This window comes from Sorangium sp. So ce176 (assembly GCF_051519835.1).
GTDB lineage: Bacteria > Myxococcota_A > Polyangia > Polyangiales > Polyangiaceae > Sorangium > Sorangium cellulosum_G.
Map to the genome: position 1 here is coordinate 1,544,871 of NZ_CP150371.1, position 15,482 is coordinate 1,560,352.

Below are 15,482 nucleotides of genomic sequence, written 5' to 3' on the forward strand. Positions count from 1 at the left end.
TAGCAGAACGCGGCGCGCGCGGCACGCTGGGCCTCGGCGCGGCGCGGCGCGGCGCGGCGGTCGACGAGACGAGGCGGTCGACGAGACGAGGCGAGACGAGGCCTGCGGGCGGTTGGACTTTCGCGCGCGGCGTTCGCTGGGCCTCGCTTCCCGGACCGAACGCCTGCTAGAATCCAGCCCTGCCGCAGACGGCGGCATGTGGCGTGTACCTCTGCCCGCGAGCTTTTCATGAGCGCCACCAAAAACGAGCACCACACCGCGCGCAGCAGGGTCTTCACCGAGGACGAGAGCGCGCTCGAGGAGGCGCCGGTGTCGCGTCCCACCAGCCCGTCGGTCGGGGTGCGCTCGTCCGGCGTCGGGGCCGCGAGCATGCCGTCCGTGGAGCCCGGGAGCGCCGGCGACGGCGCGCAGGTGGACGTCGAGGTCCGCCCGTCGTCGAGGCCCTCCAGGTCGGGCTGGGTCGAGGGGCCGGCGAGCGAGGCGCCGAGCTTCGCCGCGCCGCCGCCGCTGCGCCAGAAGACCCCGCGCTTCGTGCGGCAGAGCGAGCCCGACGCCGACGAGGTCGGCGGGCGCACGAGCGCGGCGCCGGTGAGCGAGGCCGAGCCGTCGCTGGAGATCCCGCCGCCGGACGAGGTCGAGCCGCGCGAGCGGCGGCCGCCCGGCGCCAAGGACCCGTACATCGGGACGACCTTCGACCACCGGTACAAGATCGACCGGCTGCTCGGCGAGGGGGGGATGGGGTACGTCTACCTCGCCCGCCACAAGGTGATCGACAAGCGCGTCGCCGTGAAGGTGCTGCGCGCGGAGCTCGCGCGGGACCGCGAGATCTTCGAGCGCTTCGTGCAGGAGGCCCGCGCCGCGTCGAGCATCGGCAACCCGCACATCGTCGACATCTCCGATTTCGGCGACCTGCCGGACGGCTCCACGTACTTCGTGATGGAGTACCTGGAAGGCGTGAGCCTGGCGCAGCTCATCGACTCGCCGAACGAGCTGCCGATGGACCGCATCTGCCACATCGCGCTGCAGCTCTCCGCGGGGCTCGCGGCGGCGCACGAGGCGGGCATCATCCACCGCGATCTCAAGCCGGACAACGTGTTCGTTGTGCCGCGCGGCAGCGATCCGAACTTCGTGAAGATCCTCGACTTCGGGATCGCGAAGGTGTCGACCAGCACGACGACCAAGCTGACGCGCGCGGGCGCTGTGTTCGGGACGCCGCACTACATGTCCCCGGAGCAGGCGGCCGGCGCGCCGATCGATCACCGGACCGACATCTACTCGCTCGGCGTGATGCTCTACGAGCTCGTGAGCCGGCAGCTCCCGTTCAACGCCGACAACTTCATGGGGATCCTGACGCAGCACATGTACAAGGCGCCGGTCCCCATCCGCGCGCTCGTCGGCGGGCCGGACTGCCCGCCCGGGCTTGAGGCGGTGATCCTGAAGTGCCTCTCGAAGAAGCCGGAGTCGCGCTACCAGACCATGAGCGAGCTCCACGAGGATCTCGAGCGCGTGAAGGGCGGCGGGGTGCCGGGCGCTGTCGCGGAGATGATGGCGCGGTCGGGCGGCTTCAACGTGCCGCACGACTACTTCAAGACGTCGAAGGTGATCGTCCCGGCGACGCCGCCGTCGCCCCCGCGCTCGCCGTGGCCGCGCTACGTGTGGGTCGCGGGCGCGGCGGCCGCGGTGGGGATCGTGACGGCGATCTTCGTGATCGGCGGGAGCGGGTCCGCCAGCCACAACGCCGCGCCGCCGCCGAAGCCGGCGGTCACCGAGGCGCCCGCGGCCAGGCAGGCGCCCGAGCCGCCGCCGGTCCCGAAGACGGTTGTCGCGCTGGCCGCGGTGCCGGAGACGGCGGTCGGCTACCGCAACGGCGTGGAGATGAGGCTGCCGGCGAGCATCGACGTCGAGCAGGGGCAGACGGTCACGATCGACATCCGCGCCGAGGGGTACGTCCCCAGCACGGTGGTGCTCGACGGCACCGAGCCGAGCAAGCTGGTGAAGCTCGTCGAGGTCGACGACAAGGGCGGGCAGAAGGTGAGGCCCGGCGGGGGCAGGCCTCCGGCGACGCCGGCGACGGCCCGCACGCCGAAGGGCTCGGACGTCCGGGATCCCTGGGCCAAAGAGAAGAAGTGAGCGCCCGCGCGGCGCGTGGCCCGCGCTGCGGGCTTCGTGATAAGCCGCGGAGGTGACCCAGGTCGATCACCTCATCACCCTCGTCCCCGAGGACGTGCTCGGCATCTGTCGCCGCCTCCGCGAGCGCGGCAAGCGCGGCTGGATCGTCGGCGGCTGCGTGCGCGACCTGCTCCGCGGGGAGCCCGCGAAGGACTGGGACGTCGCGACCGACGCGCGGCCGGATGAGGTCGTGGCCGCGTTCCGGAAGGTGATCCCGACAGGCATCCAGCACGGGACGGTGACCGTGCTCGTGCGCGGCGTGCCGTACGAGGTCACGACGCTGCGCGGGGACGGGACGTACACCGACGGGCGGCGGCCGGACCGGGTCGAGTTCGTGGACGACATCACGGCCGACCTCGCGCGGCGGGACTTCACCATGAACGCGATCGCGCTCGATCCGGTGGACGGGCACCTGATCGATCCGTTCGGCGGCCGGAAGGACCTCGACGCGAACGTCATCCGCGCGGTGGGGGACCCGAACGAGCGCTTCGCGGAGGACGGGCTGCGGGTGCTGCGCGCAGCGCGCTTCGCGGCGACGCTGGAGGGGTCGATCGAGCCGGAGACGGAGCGGGCCATGGGTACGGCGCGGTCGCACCAGACCTTCCGCTGCGTGAGCGCGGAGCGGGTGCGCGACGAGTGGCTCAAGGCGATGCGCGCGCGCCGGCCGAGCGTGGCGTTCGAGATCATGCGCCGGACGGAGCTGCTCGCGATCACCTGCCCGGAGATGATCGAGTCGGTCGGGTGCGAGCAGAACCGCTGGCACGCTTTCGACGTGTGGGGGCACGCGATGGCCTGCCTCGACGCGTGCACGCCGGAGCCGATCCTCCGCGTGGCGGCGCTGATGCACGACATCGGCAAGCCGCGGACGCGCGCGTTCTCGGACAAGACGCTCGATTACACGTTCTACGAGCACGAGCGGGTCGGCGCCGAGATGGCCGAGCCGATCCTCGCGCGGCTCCGGTTCTCGAACGACGAGCGGGCGCGGATCGTGGCGCTCATCCGACACCACCTGATCTGCTACGACGAGACCTGGACGGACGCGGCGGTGCGCCGGTGGCTCCGGCGGGTGACCCCGGGGCTCGCGCCGGATCTCTACGAGATCGGCGTGGCGGACGCGCTCGGCAAGGGGCGCGACGCGTCGGAGGACATCGCCTCGATAGGGCGTCTCCGGGCGCGCGTGGAGGCGATGCTCGCGGCGGGAGCGGCGCTGTCTGCCAAGGATCTCGCCGTGAACGGGAGTGTGCTGATGAAGGAGCTCGGCATTCCGCCCAGCAAGCTCGTCGGGGAGATCCTGGAGCGCCTTGTCGAGCTCGTCACGGAGGAGCCCGAGGCGAACACGCGCGAGCGCCTGCTCGCGGCGGCGCGCGATCTCGTCGCGTCGAAGGCCTCGTCGTGAGCTTCGCGCTTTGCAGGTAGTTCTTACGTAAGGAGCGCGCGCGGGTGCGCGGCGCTCGTCGCGTGTACCCGAGGGTGGTCTCGCCGGGCCGTCCGGACCCCTTGTGTCGTGCGGCGCGCCCGTCCACCCGCGCTCGGCCATGTCCTCGCTCCTTGGGGGAGCCTGTCCCAGATCGCGAGTCGATCGTCGCAGACAAGGCACATGGGGCGACAGCGGTGGGGGGTTGTCTACCCCCGGTCGCATTCAAATAATTCATGCTGATCGCATCCGTGGAGACGTGCCTCTGGTAGCATCCGTCGTTGCGCACTGTTGCGCCCCCCATTGGGAGGTCATTTTGAAGCTCTCGACGAAGAAGCTTGTTGGGCTGGTCGGTTTGGGTTTTCTCGCGTCGGCGGCGGCCATCGGTGGGTGCTCCGGCGGGGATGGTGGGGCGAGCTCCGGCAACAACGGCTCAGGCAGCGGGAGCGGCAGCGGTGGCGGGAGCGGCGGCGGGAGCGGCGGCGACGACACGACCGGGCCCGGGCTCGGGAACGGCGGCGGCGACTTCACAACACCCGACGCCGGTGGGCTCGACGAGGACACGGCGTGCGTCGCGACCAGCTTGCAGGCCGATTACGAGCAGCGTCCGGCCGACATCATCTTCATCATCGACAACTCCGAGAGCATGACGGAGGAGATCGAGAGCGTTCAGCGGAACATCAACCAGAACTTCGCGTCGATCATCGACAGGAGCGGGATCGATTACCGCGTGATCATGCTCTCGAGGCACGGCAGCTCGTCGGTGGAGCAGTCCGTCTGTATCGAGGCGCCGCTCGGCAGCGGGAGCTGCTCGCCGGTGCCGTCGACGCCGAACTCGAACCCACCGCATTTCTATCAGTACAACCTGGAGGTCGGCAGCCTCGACTCGCTCTGCCTGGCGATCGACACCCTGAAGGGCGCGATGCCGCCGCGGGGCGAGGCGACGTCGGCCGGGTGGTCGCAATGGCTGCGGCCGGATTCGCTCAAGGTGTTCGTCGAGATCACCGACGACGGCACCGACTGCTCGACGAAATCTCTCGGCACGAACAAGACGGCCACCGACGACGGCGATATCACGCTGTACGATCTCGACGACGATCTGCCGGAGAACAAGAACGTCGCGGGGGGCACGAAGTCGGCGGAGGCGTTCGACGTGGCGCTGACGTCGGCCGCGCCGGAGTACTTCGGGACGCCGAGCGCGCGCAACTACATGTTCTTCAGCTTCGTGGGCATCAAGGAGAACAACCCGGTGACCGCGCCCTGGCCGCCGGACCAGCCCGCCACCTGGGAGCAGTGCCGCCCCGGCTCGGTCGACCCCGGGACGACGTACCAGAGCCTCAGCGTCATGACCGGCGGCCTGAGATACCCGATCAACCAGTACGACACCTACGATGCCGTGTTCCAGGCGATCGCGGACAGCGTGATCTCGGGCGCCAAGCTGTCGTGCGAGATCGAGGTGCCGAAGGCGCCAGACGGGCACTCGATCGATCTGGACACGGTGCGGATCGAGTACACGCCGAGCAACGGCGGGCAGAAGCAGACCTTCACCCAGGTGAAGAGCCCCGAGGAGTGCAAGGCGACGTCGTTCTACATCGAGGAGGGGCTCATCCGGCTGTGCCAGGAGACGTGCTCCATGGCGGTGCAGGACAACACGGCGAGCATGAACCTGCTGTACGGCTGCTGGGTCGATCCGCTCTGAAGCGAGGGAGCGCTCGCGGGCGACGCCGCGTGGCGCTCGCCGAGCGCCACGCGGCGCCCGGCTGACCGGCGGCCTCTTCGGGGAGAACGCGGGAGCCGGGCGCCTGCGCCTGCTACCCTGCGCGATGGACAGATGCGGCTCGATATGACGTGCCGTGCCGGCCACGGCGGCAGCGAGGAGCCCGAGGCGTTCACCCTGGGCGAGCGGCGCGTGCGGGTGACCGAGATCCTCGACCGGTGGCCGGGCGTCGATCACCTCTACTTCAAGGTGCGGGGGGACGACGGGGCGCGGTACATCCTGCGGAGGGATTTCGAGATCCTCGTCTGGGAGCTCGAGGTCTACGAGGCAGCCGAGTAGGGGCGGCCCCGGACAGGGAACAGGTGCTTGCGGGTCAGGGGTAGATGGGCTTGCCGCGGACGAAGGCGCGCTGGACGACGGCGGTCTCCGAGGCGAAGACGAGGTGATTCAGGACCTCCGACTCGGCGAGGACGTGCTCGGGGAAGCGGACGGCGATGAAGTCGGCCTCCTTGCCGGCGTCGAGGCTGCCGATGACGCGGCCCAGGCCGACGGCGTCGGCCGTGCCCTGCGTGGCGACGACGAACAGATCGGCAGGCGTCAGGCGGTCGCCGAGACAGACGGCGTTGTCGAAGGCGCTCGACATGCTGCGGCGCATGTCGAAGCTGCGGCCCGCGCCGACGTCGCTGCCGAGCGCCACCGGGACGGCGCGGGCGCGCGCGTCGCCGAGGCGCATGCGGCCGCTGCCGAGGAAGAAGTTCGAGTCGGGACAGTGAACGACCGAGGAGCCCGTCTCCGCGATGCGATCCCACTCGCGCGACGAGAGATGAATGCTGTGCGCGAGGAGGGTACGGCCGGTGAGCAGGCCGACGCGATCGTAGACGTCGAGGTAGTCGCGCGCCCACGGGTGCTCTCGGCGCGTCGCCTCGGCCTCGGCCGGGGTCTCCGCGACGTGCGTCTGCACGAGGAGGTCGTGATCCTGGGCGAGCCGCGCGGCGGCCTCCATCAAGGGGCGCGAGCAGCTGGGGGCGAAGCGGGGCGTGATCGCGAACTCGAGCAGGCCGTGGCCCTCGCCGTCCCAGCGCTGCACGAGATCCCGGGCCGCCGGGATGGCCTCGTCGCGAGGGACACAGAGCGCCTCGGGGCAGTTCTGGTCCATCAGCGTGAGGCCGGCGATGCCGCGCAGGCCGGCGTGCAGCAAGGCGCGGAAGAGCTGGTCGGTCGCCCCGGGGCACGAGCTGGAGAAGACGACGCAGGTGGTCGTGCCCGACGCGCGGAGGCGCGCCGTGAACTCGGCGGCGACGAGGGCAGCGTAGCCGTCGTCACGGAAACGGGCCTCCTCGGGGAAGACGGACCGCTCGAGCCAGTCGAGCAGCGCGCCGCTGGCGCTGCCGATGATGCGGGTCTGCGGGAAATGGATGTGCGCGTCGATGAAGCCGGGCATCAACACGGCCGGGCGCAGATCGAGCACCGGGCCGCGGAAGGCCCCCGGGGCGAACGGCAGGGCCTGAGCGATGAGGCCTGCCTCGTCGACGACGAGCAACGCGTCGTCCAGGAAGCGGACGGCGGAGCCGCCCGCCGGCGCGGCGGCCGGCGTGAGCAGGCGCCCGCGGTAGGCGCGCGGCGACCGGTGGCTCCGCGCGCTCATCGGACAGCGATCTCGCTCCGGCGCGCCCAGCCCATCACCATGCTTCCCCCCTGGTGCTTGGCGACGAGCACCCACCCGCCCGACTCGCGCACGACCATCACGAGCTCGCCGGCGGCGATCGCGCCGACCCGGGCGCCGTCCGCCCGCGGCTCCTCGACGAGCGCGACGCCGCGCGACGCGATGCCGAGCTGGAGGCGCGCGGGGGCGCCGGGCTCGTCGCCCTCCTCGTCGAAGCCGGGCGGGTCGTCCGAGCGCGGGTCGTGAGCGCCCGGGTCGCCGTCGAGCGGGAAGCGGGGGTGCGCGCGCGAGGCCTCCTCGTCCAGGGAGCGACGCTCCAGGAGATGCGCGAACCGGCCGGCGCCCTGCATCGGCGGGCGCTCGCCGGCGAGGGCGCGCAGGAGGAGCGGCGCCGTCGGGGTCAGCGCGATGGCGGTGGCGGCGAGCAGCACGAGGCCGGTCAGCCGGTCCAGCCGGCGCGCGGGCGGCGCCGCGGGCGCGTCGCCGGGCGGCGGCGCCGCCAGGGCTGCGGGGCGCGCGCCGGCGTGTCGCGTCGAGGCGCCGCGCGCGTCGCGGGGGCCGGGCGAGGCGCCCTGTCCGGCGGAGGAGTCGTCCATCAGCGCAGAGGATACGCGCTGGGGCGAGCCAGGTCGACCGCGCGGCGCCTCGACGCGAGGGGCCGGCGGGCGCGTCAGCGGAGCTCGCGCGGCAGCGGGGCGGCGGCCGGGTCGCCGGTGACGGCGCGCTCCGCGGGCGCGGCGCGCGCCGCGTCGTGGTCGGCGCAGCAGCGGAAGCCCTGCTGATAGAACATGTGGTTCTCGTCGTGCGAGCGCGTCGAGGGGCGGCAGCGCGTGCGGACCGGGCCCCAGTAGCCGCCCTTCAGGATGGAGGGGCGCTCGCCCTCGCGGACGGAGCGGGTCCACTCGTCGATGTTGCCTGTCATGTCGTGGACGCCGAACGGGCTCCGGCAGCGGGGCTGCGCGCCAGACGGCTTGCCCTGCCAGAGCCGATCCATCTCGGCCATGGCGGCCGGGCCGCCCCGCGGGCGGAGCGCTGTCTCGATGTACGGCTTCCACGGCTGGTCGACGACGCAGGCCTCGGGGTCGCGGACATAGCCGTAGGGATAGGGGCGCGCCTCCTCTCCCTCGCAGGCGAAGGTCCACTCCGCCTCGTCGCAGAGGCGCTTGCCCTCCTCGGCGCAGAGCTCGGCCGCCTCGTAGAACGAGACGAGGATGACCGGATAGACGCCCTTCTGGTTGGGATACTCGTAGCGATCCATGCAGAAGTGCATCGGCCTCGTGTCGAGATCCCTCGACATCAGGAGCCATCGCTCGCGATCGAACTCGGCGCAGCGCTCGGGGTAGTCCCGGCTGATCCAGTGCTTGCAGGTGGTCCGCTGCATCTCGTCGATGGTGCGGAGGTCGCCCTGGGCCTTCGGCGCCGGGTCGAGCTTCATGAGGCCGGAGACCTCGACCATGCCCGTCGGGCAGACGCCGCGGTTGCCCTCGATCTGGTCGGTCGCGTCGCGCGACGCGACGGGCGACGACGCGATCTGCCAGTGGCGGTCGCGCACGAGGCGCCACTCGAACCGGAGCCGCCGCGGCAGCGCGCCGGTGATGGCGCCCGCGCTGAGCGTCAGCGGCACCGACGGCGCGCTGGCGAGCCGCACGACGAGCAGCGCGAGCGAGGCGAGGCCCAGGGCGAAGCCGACAGCGATCGCGGCGCGCAGCGCCCTCGCGCGGGCAGGCGCGGGCTTCCGCGTCGGATGGGCAGATCGGTGCATGCTCCCTCGCAGTAACTTTACTGCGCGGGAGACTCGAAGGCAGACAACTTTTCTCGGAGGCGCGCGGCGTCGCCGGGGCGCTCGCCGGAGAGGTCGCGGGTCTCGCGGGGGTCGCCCTCGAGATCGAACAGGAAGAGCCTGTCGCGCTTCTTGCGGTGCGCCACGATCAGCTTGAGGTGGCCGTCGATGAGCGCCGAGCGGCGGGCGGTGCGGGCGAACACAGGCCCGCGGGGCGCGCGCTCGGCGCCGGCCGCGATCGCGGCGAGGGAGCTGCCCTCGACGGCCGTGGTCTCGGCGCCGCCGAGGTCGAGGACGGTGGGCGCGATGTCGACGGTGCTCACCGGGTGCGGGTAGCGGCCCGGGGCGGCGCCGGGGAGGGCGACGACGAGCGGGACGCGGATCACCTCCTCGAAGAGCTCGACGCCGTGCCCGACGGGGCCGTGCTCGCCGAGGCCCTCGCCCTGGGCGCCGTGGACGAGGATCGCGGTGCGGCCGGCGCGCGGGCCCGCGGCCACGGCGTCGATCAGCGCGCCGAGCTGGCGGTCGACGTAGGCGATCTCGCCGTCGTAGGCCGCCGTCCTGCCGGAGCCGAAGCGGATGCCGGGGTGGGCGATGTAGCGCTCGTGCGCGTCGAAGAGGTGGAGCCAGAGGAAGATCGGCTGGGCGCGCTGGGCGTGGCCGGCGAGCAGGTCGATGGCCTTCTTGACGGCGAGGTGGCCGGTGGCCTCGCGCTCGGGGTGGGCCTCGCCGTGGACGGTCTCGAAGCGGTCGAAGCCCTGGTCGAAGCCGCGCTCCTGGCTGATCCACGTGAACGAGCTGACCGCGGCGGTGAGGTAGCCGGCGCGCTTCATGCGCTCCGCCAGGGTGTCGTTCTCGGGCAGCAGCGTGGGCCACGCGCGGCGATCGCGCGCCGCCCGGTTCAGGCGGCGGCCGGTGACGAGGGGCGAGATGGCCCGCTGCATCTCGCTCGAGGCGGCGTAGGCGCGCTCGAACAGCACGCCGCGGGACGCGAGCTCGGCGAGGCGCGGGGTGGTGTCGCGGCCGTAGCCGTAGGCCGACGTGTGATCGGCGCGGACCGTGTCGAGGGTGACGAGGAGGATGTCGGGGCGCTCCGGGGCGGAGAGGGCAGGGGCCGTGACGGCGGCGGGCATGACGGCGCCGGAGGAGGTGGTGGTCCGGGTCAGGACGGCCGGGACGACGGCGCCGCTGTCGTCCCCGGCCGCGGGCGCGGTGGCCGCGGGCGCGTGCGGGGGCGGGGCGGCGGGGGCGGCCGGCGGGGCGCTGGCAGGGGCGCCCGCGAGCGCCATGGCGGGGCGGGGAGCGTCGCCCTGGGCGCCGCCGCTGCAGTCCTGATCGATGCCGTCGCCCGGGATGTCCTGCGCGCCGTGGTACCGGGCGGGGTCGCCCTCGTCGCAGTCCAGGCCGCCGAAGTGCGAGCCCATGCCGTCGCCGTCGCGGTCGGTCCACTGCTCGAGCGCGACGAAGAGGGTGGCCGCGAGGCCGCCGCCGGCGCGCACGGCCTGGCCGAGCGGGGGGAACGACTCGACGCGCGCTGTCGCTGTCATGAGGACCAGGGCGGCGAGCGGGACGCCCGCGAGGCCGGCGACGCGGCCGACAGCGGCGCTGAGGTCGACGCTGGAGACGAGCGCTGTCGCCACGAGCGCGATGGCGCCGTCGACGATGGCGGCGCGCACGGCGGCGCCCGCGTCGCCGGTGGTGTTGCCCGCGAAGGCGGCGAGGGGCGCGAAGGCGGCGATGAGCGGCAGGACGCCGATGGCGGCGCCGGCGACGGCGAGGATCCACGGCTTCACGCCGCGGGCGGCGAGGCGGTCGCCGAGGGCGACGAGGCGCTGGGTGAGGAGCGCCGCGGCCGCGACGCCGGCGAGGCCGAGGACGCCGAAGGTGGCGCCGGCGAGGCCGCGGTGGTGGGTCGCGGCCTTGAGGAGGGCGGCGAGGGCGGCGAGCACCGGCAGGGCCACGCCGATCCACAGGGCGACGCGGAGGACGGCGAGGCGCTCGCCGCCGGCGCCGACGATGCCGCGGAAGCCGCGGCCGGCGGCGCGCGAGAGGATGAGCGCGAGCGTGACGAGCGGGAGCAGGACCGCGGTGCCGACGAGGAGCCCGTCGAGGAACGACGCTCCGGCGCGGGCGGTGCGCAGCGCGGTCGGCACGGCGGAGAGCGACGCGACGCCGAGGCCGAGCACGCACGCCTCGCCGAGGCGGGTGGTCCAGGCGCCGTGGCGCGGCGGCGGGGGGGCCGACCGCGCTGGCGGGGGAGCGGACCGCGCGGGCGGCGCGCCCGGGTGGGGGGGCGGCCCGCTCGGCGATCGAGGCGGGACGCTGTCATGAGCGCCGGCGGCGCTCGGCGGCGGCGGGGGACCTGGTTCGGCGGTGATCATGGGCACACAGGGGGGCGGGCCGCGCGGCGCCTCGCGAGGGCGTGTCGCGCCTGGCCGCGAGGTCGTGCGCCCTGGGGGATGTCCGGGGCCTACCATCGGTCGACGGGGTCGGAAAGTATCCTGCGGGAGCGGATGGGGTGGGGGTGCAGGAGGCGAGGGATCGCGCGCCGGGGCTCGAGGTCGCCCGCCGTGGATGGGGCGCGGCGCTGGCGGCATGCGGGCGGCTACGGCACGATGCAGGGGCCGTGTCGCTCCCCGCGCGCAAGCTCGCCACGATCGCGGATCTGCTGGCCATCCCGGAGGCGCAGCGCTTCCACGAGATCATCAGCGGCGAGCTCGTCCCGAAGGCGATGCCCTCGCCGAAGCACGGCGGCGCCCAGGCGTCGCTCGCCGGGCTCGTGTTCAGGCCCTACAACCGGAGACCGGGAGGTCGCTGGCCCGGGGGGTGGTGGCTCGCCACCGAGGTCGAGGTCCAGCTCGAGGAGCACGATGTCTACCGCCCCGACGTGGTGGGCTGGCGGCGCGAGCGGCTCCCCGAGCTGCCCGAGAAGACGCCGATCCTCGTGCGGCCCGACTGGGTCTGCGAGGTGCTGAGCCCGTCGAACACGCGCAACGACCTCGTGAAGAAGCAGCGCACGTACCAGCGGTGCCAGGTGCCTCATTACTGGATCGTGGATCCGATGAACGAGGTGCTCACCGTCTATCGCTGGATGCCGGATGGCTATCTGAACGTGCTCACCGCAGAGCGGGGCGACCGGGTCAGGGCAGAGCCGTTCGATGCGATCGAGGGGTCCGTCGGGGTGCTCTTCGGGGACGACCCGGACGAGGAGTAGCGCTGCGGTTCAGGAGGCGTCGGTAAACGGGTATCTCCTTGCCCGGCCCCCCCTGGCGACCTCTATCCTTCCCTGCGACGCTGCGCGCGGCCGCGTGCGCGCCCGATCTTCGCCTCATTTCAAGGAGCTTCTCGATGACGCTGCTACGACGTCGCGCCGCTCTCCTCGCGCTGGTCATTGTCGCCTCGTCCGCATGCGCCGACGACGACCCTGCGAGCGGGGCCGGGCTGTCCTGCGGCCCCGGCACGGAGGAGGTCGACGGCGCCTGTGTGCCGGCGGCGACGAGCCCCGGCGTCACCTGCGGCGAGGGCACGGAGGAGGCCGACGGCGCTTGCGTGCCGGCGGCGACGAGCCCTGGCCTCACCTGCGGTGAGGGCACGGAGGACGTCGAGGGCGAATGCGTCCCGACCGCGCTCCAGCCCGGCCATTTTCTGAGCCCTCTCGTGCAGCTCCAGAGCCTGCACGAGGTCGGGAGCCACACCGATGAGGTGCGCCTCCGCGAGGACGGCCTGCTCCTCAATTGCAGCTACACGTTCAACGTCATCGACGCGAAGGACCCCGCCGACATGGAGGTGCTCGCGGGGGGGCTCAAGCACGCGATCCCCGACGATTCCCGCGCCCCCGGCTGCAAGCACCTCGCGTGGGACGACAACCTCGTCTTCACCACGCACCTCGGCAACATCCGGAACCCGGCTTTCCTCAGCGGCTGGGACATCAGCGACCCCGAGGCGCCGGTGCAGCTCGACGTCCTGCAGGAGCAGGGGATCAGCTACGAGGGCATCGACGTCGCGAACCACAACATCTTCGTGGGGCTGCACGGAAATGGCCTCGGCGTCTACAACCATGACAGCGCGACAGGCTTCACGCGCGTCGGGAGCCTGGGCGGCTTCACCAATGCGTGGGGCATCGCCGCGCGCGACAACCACGTGTTCGTCGCCGACGGCGTGGACGGGCTCGTCACTGTCGACGCGACGGACCCGACGAAGCCGGTCGAGCTCGGGCGCGTGGCCACCGGCGGCCAGGCCAAGGGCGTCGTCGTCGACGGCGACTTCGCCTATGTGGCGGCGGGGTCGGCGGGCGTCGCCGTGGTCGACATCTCGGACCTCGAGAGCCCTGTCGTCGTCGGCCGCGCCGAGATGCCCGGGACGCCGCTCCGCCTGGCGTACTCCGAGGGTCGCCTCTTCGTCGCCGCGTGGAACGACGTGCGCGTCTACGACGTGTCCACGCCGGCGACGCCGACCTTCGTGGCGGCCGTGCGCATCCCGAGGGAGTTCGAGTACGACGATCCGGATCGCGAGCTCCCGACGATGCGCACCTTCGGCGTCGCCGCGCGAGGGCAGGACGTGTTCATCGGCACCTGGGAGAACCCGTATTCTTACCGCCTCGAGCCGGAGCGCGTCGCCCCCAACATCCGCCTCCCGGAGGCCGCCGCCAGGATCGACTTCGGCCAGGTCGCCGTCGGGGGCAGGAAGACCGTCCCGCTCGAGGTAACGAACCAGGGGACGGCGCCGCTCACGCTCGTGGACAGCTGGATCAGCGGCTCGGCCTTCAGCGTCGCGCCGCGCCAGGCCCGGATCCAGCCCGGCGAGACGATCGAGCTCGCGCTGACCTACCTCGCCTCGGCGACGGACCAGGAGATCGGCTATCTGCACGTCGTCTCCGACGACCCCGCGGCCCCGGTGCGCAAGGCGTACCTCGTCGGCAATGCGCCCGGCGTGACCGTCGGGGCGCCGCTGCCCGCGACCGTGGGCACGATGCTGGACGGCACGACATGGACCTCGGAGGCGTCGTCCGGGAGCGTCCTCTTGCTCACCTACTTTGCCACCTTCTGCCCTGTCTGCGCCAACCACCTGCCGGACACCGAGGAGCGGTTCTGGCGGAAGTACAAGGACCAAGGGCTGCAGATCGTCGCCCTCAACCCGCGGGAGTCGGTCGACCAGATCGGTCAGGTGCAGGCGTACGGCGACAACATCAAGGTCACCTTCCCGCTCGGGATCGAGGAGACGGCGAGCACCTACGCCGCCGTGACATCCAACTTCCCTGGGCCCAACCCGTTCCCTGTCGACGTGATCGTCGGCAAGGACGGCATCGTCCGGTATGCCAGCCACGAATACGATCCGGACGCCATGACGGCGGTGATCGAGCAGGCGCTGGCCGAATGAAGCGCCGCACGCTGCTCGTGCTGGTCGCGGTCGTCGCGTCCGCCTGCGATGGCGGCGGCGGCTCGACCAGCGGGGCGGGGGACGCCGGCGGCGCAACGACGGGCGGCGGCGCTGGAGGCGGAGCCACCGTGGGCGGGGGCGGGGAAGGGGAAGGCGGCGCGGCGACAGGCGGAGGCGGAGGCGGCGCGGCGGGCGGCCTCGGCGCGGGCGGCGCTCCGGCGGGGCCGGGCGTGACCGGCGTGCTCGAGGACGAAGCCGGGCAGCCCATCGGCGGGGCCTCCGTGCTGCTGTGCAACACAAGGGTCTGCTACTCGGACAACACGGCGGCGGACGGCCGCTTCACCTTTCTCTGCGACGCGGAGGTGCCGGTCGATTTCGTTGTGAAATCGATGGAGGACGCGGGAACGACGCCGCGCCGGGGCGTGACCATGTTCCCGCTGCGCTTCCTCGACGCCGTCACCGTCGACGTCGGGTCGCTCTTCGTGCCGGACCTGCCCGCGGGCGCCCTCCTCGGCCCGAGCAGCGGCGATCCGCAGGTCCTGGAGGTCGGCGACGGGCTCCAGCTCACCGTGAACCGCGCCGATCTCGCCCCGCCGCCCGGCGCGTCCCTCCACGACATCGCGGCCCGGCGAATCCCGCCGGAGCGCGTGCCGCCGCTCCCCGATCTCGGCGGCGAGGAGATCGTGGCCGTCTACGCGCTGTACCCGTTCGCGACGACGAGCGGCTCGCCGATCGCGGTTCAGGCCCCCTCGGATATGGCGCCCGGGACGCCCGTGCGCTTCCGGACCCTGAGCGAGTACGACGGCGCGCTCTCGGCGCCGGTCGCCGGCGAGGCCGACGGCGCTGTCGTCACGACGGCGCCGGGCGCCGGGATCGACGAGCTGACCTGGATCGTGATCTCCAGGTAACGCGGACGCCTCTGGAGGGCGCTTGGCTGCGCTCCTCGAGCACGGAGCAGATCGCGCCGAGGGGCCGCAGCCGAGCGCCGACAGCAGCAACGCTCACGACCGGCGCGCCGGCTCGGCGAGCCAGCGCACCAGCGCGTCGCCCTCGAGGTCGAGCAGCGCGTCCTCGACCTCGCCCGGGCCGAGCGCGCGCGCCCGATCGAGGATCGAGCCCTCCGCTGTCGCGTCCCTGGCGAGCGGCGCGAACGCCAGCCAGAGCACGCTGCCGCGCGCCCGGAGCTCGGCGACGCTGGCCGTCGATGCGCAGGCGCAGTGCCTTGTCGAGGCGACGCTCGATATCCCTCGTCTCACTGCCTTTGACAGCGTGTCTGTCCCGCACACCCGCCTCCCGACGGCGAGGACATCGCCAGACGCTCAGGGCCACACGGCACCGCCGCACGCAGCCACGCGCCCCGCGC

General features: G+C 72.9%; 12 protein-coding genes. 7 read left to right on the plus strand and 5 right to left on the minus strand.

Annotated elements, in window-relative coordinates; genetic code table 11:
* Positions 1-228: 228 nt before the first annotated feature.
* The 4 genes from WMF42_RS05825 (at position 229) to WMF42_RS05840 (ending at position 5,639) form a co-directional block, all read left to right on the plus strand.
* Complete coding sequence (locus WMF42_RS05825; protein WP_437690717.1) at positions 229-2,130, plus strand: protein kinase domain-containing protein; 1,902 nt, start codon at positions 229-231, stop codon at positions 2,128-2,130.
* Positions 2,131-2,182: 52 nt separating this feature from the next.
* Complete coding sequence (locus tag WMF42_RS05830; protein WP_434045903.1) at positions 2,183-3,565, plus strand: CCA tRNA nucleotidyltransferase; 1,383 nt, start codon at positions 2,183-2,185, stop codon at positions 3,563-3,565.
* Between the two features lie 334 nt (positions 3,566-3,899).
* Positions 3,900-5,282 carry a hypothetical protein gene (locus WMF42_RS05835; protein WP_061610515.1) on the plus strand — a complete coding sequence of 461 codons (1,383 nt, stop codon included), beginning with the start codon at positions 3,900-3,902 and terminating at the stop codon, positions 5,280-5,282.
* Between the two features lie 144 nt (positions 5,283-5,426).
* Positions 5,427-5,639 (plus strand): hypothetical protein, encoded by a 213-nt coding sequence (locus tag WMF42_RS05840; RefSeq protein ID WP_233562046.1) that lies wholly within the window; start codon positions 5,427-5,429, stop codon positions 5,637-5,639.
* 34 nt (positions 5,640-5,673) lie between these two features.
* Here WMF42_RS05840 and WMF42_RS05845 read toward each other — a convergent pair whose 3' ends face one another.
* The 4 genes from WMF42_RS05845 to WMF42_RS05860 all read right to left on the minus strand — a co-directional run bounded on the left by WMF42_RS05845 (position 5,674) and on the right by WMF42_RS05860 (position 11,124).
* On the minus strand, positions 5,674-6,945 hold the full coding sequence (locus WMF42_RS05845) for a guanine deaminase (protein WP_437690720.1): 1,272 nt from the start codon (positions 6,943-6,945) through the stop codon (positions 5,674-5,676).
* A complete protein-coding gene (locus WMF42_RS05850; RefSeq protein WP_437690722.1) occupies positions 6,942-7,559 on the minus strand; it encodes an SH3 domain-containing protein in 618 nt (205 codons plus the stop codon). Before WMF42_RS05850 ends, WMF42_RS05845 begins: the two co-directional genes overlap by 4 nt.
* Before the next feature lie 74 nt (positions 7,560-7,633).
* Positions 7,634-8,725, minus strand: coding sequence for a formylglycine-generating enzyme family protein (locus tag WMF42_RS05855; RefSeq protein ID WP_437690724.1), 1,092 nt, complete (start codon positions 8,723-8,725; stop codon positions 7,634-7,636).
* A 17-nt stretch (positions 8,726-8,742) separates the two neighbouring features.
* Positions 8,743-11,124: a sulfatase-like hydrolase/transferase gene (locus tag WMF42_RS05860; protein ID WP_437690726.1), complete on the minus strand. Its 2,382-nt coding sequence runs from the start codon at positions 11,122-11,124 to the stop codon at positions 8,743-8,745.
* Positions 11,125-11,369: 245 nt separating this feature from the next.
* Between WMF42_RS05860 and WMF42_RS05865 the strand changes: the two genes are divergently transcribed.
* From WMF42_RS05865 to WMF42_RS05875, 3 genes are all read left to right on the plus strand, one after another.
* Positions 11,370-11,957 carry a Uma2 family endonuclease gene (locus WMF42_RS05865; protein WP_437690728.1) on the plus strand — a complete coding sequence of 196 codons (588 nt, stop codon included), beginning with the start codon at positions 11,370-11,372 and terminating at the stop codon, positions 11,955-11,957.
* A 134-nt stretch (positions 11,958-12,091) separates the two neighbouring features.
* Positions 12,092-14,119 (plus strand): redoxin domain-containing protein, encoded by a 2,028-nt coding sequence (locus WMF42_RS05870; protein ID WP_437690730.1) that lies wholly within the window; start codon positions 12,092-12,094, stop codon positions 14,117-14,119.
* Complete coding sequence (locus tag WMF42_RS05875; RefSeq protein WP_437690732.1) at positions 14,116-15,027, plus strand: hypothetical protein; 912 nt, start codon at positions 14,116-14,118, stop codon at positions 15,025-15,027. Before WMF42_RS05870 ends, WMF42_RS05875 begins: the two co-directional genes overlap by 4 nt.
* Before the next feature lie 93 nt (positions 15,028-15,120).
* Here WMF42_RS05875 and WMF42_RS05880 read toward each other — a convergent pair whose 3' ends face one another.
* Positions 15,121-15,375 (minus strand): hypothetical protein, encoded by a 255-nt coding sequence (locus WMF42_RS05880; protein WP_155798980.1) that lies wholly within the window; start codon positions 15,373-15,375, stop codon positions 15,121-15,123.
* Between the last annotated feature and the right edge of the window lie 107 nt (positions 15,376-15,482).